The 857-nt window shown below is 46.1% G+C and carries 1 protein-coding gene; it reads right to left on the bottom strand.

The window, feature by feature from the left end:
* Positions 1–857, bottom strand: an 857-nt coding sequence (locus ACS8FD_RS18510) for a hypothetical protein (RefSeq protein ID WP_439276920.1), incomplete at both ends; no start/stop codon positions are given.

Raw genomic sequence — 857 nt, 5'->3', positions numbered from 1 at the left:
GAAGGAGCGTCTTGCCCGCCAACGACTAACGTAACTGTGGTTTTTTCGGTTGAGTCAATAACGGCTTGTGTAGACTCTACTTTATAGTTGATGGTGACACTTGAGTTCGGAGCCATACCAGTCCATGCTGCTCCGCCATTTTTAGGGACGGCCGTACTGAGATCATAATCACCGTTACCGTCTTTTGTGACAGTGTAGGTAACATTAGCAGTGGCTGGGTTATCGTCAGCGTCGTATACCACTTCTACCGTGTTCGGTATTTGAGTGATTTGGTCATTGGCACCTTCAGTGATGGTAAACTTAATCTCACCGAGTTGATCGCCTTCGGTCTCTCTACCTGTATTTCTGATGACAGCTGAATGTGTGACTTGTGTGGTGTCGTCAGTAGTAGTTGGAATACCTCTGGTAGTAGGTGCTGTTATGCTAACAGCACGCTGGTTTGCGACTAAGGGGGCCGCTGAGTCACTACCAGTAGTTGTGCTAACAGTACCGTTCGTGACTTCGCTATCATCAGCAGCTGGATAGAAGTTGGCAGTGTTTTGCTTGGTGTCAGTGCTATCTGTCGTGTCGTAGATGGTCTGGTTTTCACCAAGATTGAGGGTGACAGAAGCATGATTAATGATGTTTTTTGGGTCAGCAAGTGGTTCGGCTTGATCTTTTTGCACATCGAACGTGATAGTGGCTGTTTCACCTGGCGCTAAATTCAGGAGAGTAACTCTGATACTATCGTTTGAATCACTAGTACCTTTACCTTCATTACCCGGTACGATAGTCGCATTATTACTCACACTTAGATTTGGCTGATCTGCTAAACGTAAGCCTTCTGGTAAGCCATCAAAGACAACAATGTTGTTGGC

The organism is Psychrobacter sp. 1U2, assembly GCF_051847575.1.
Note: the sequence above shows the minus strand (reverse complement) of the source record. Positions and strands in the feature narration are given on the sequence as shown.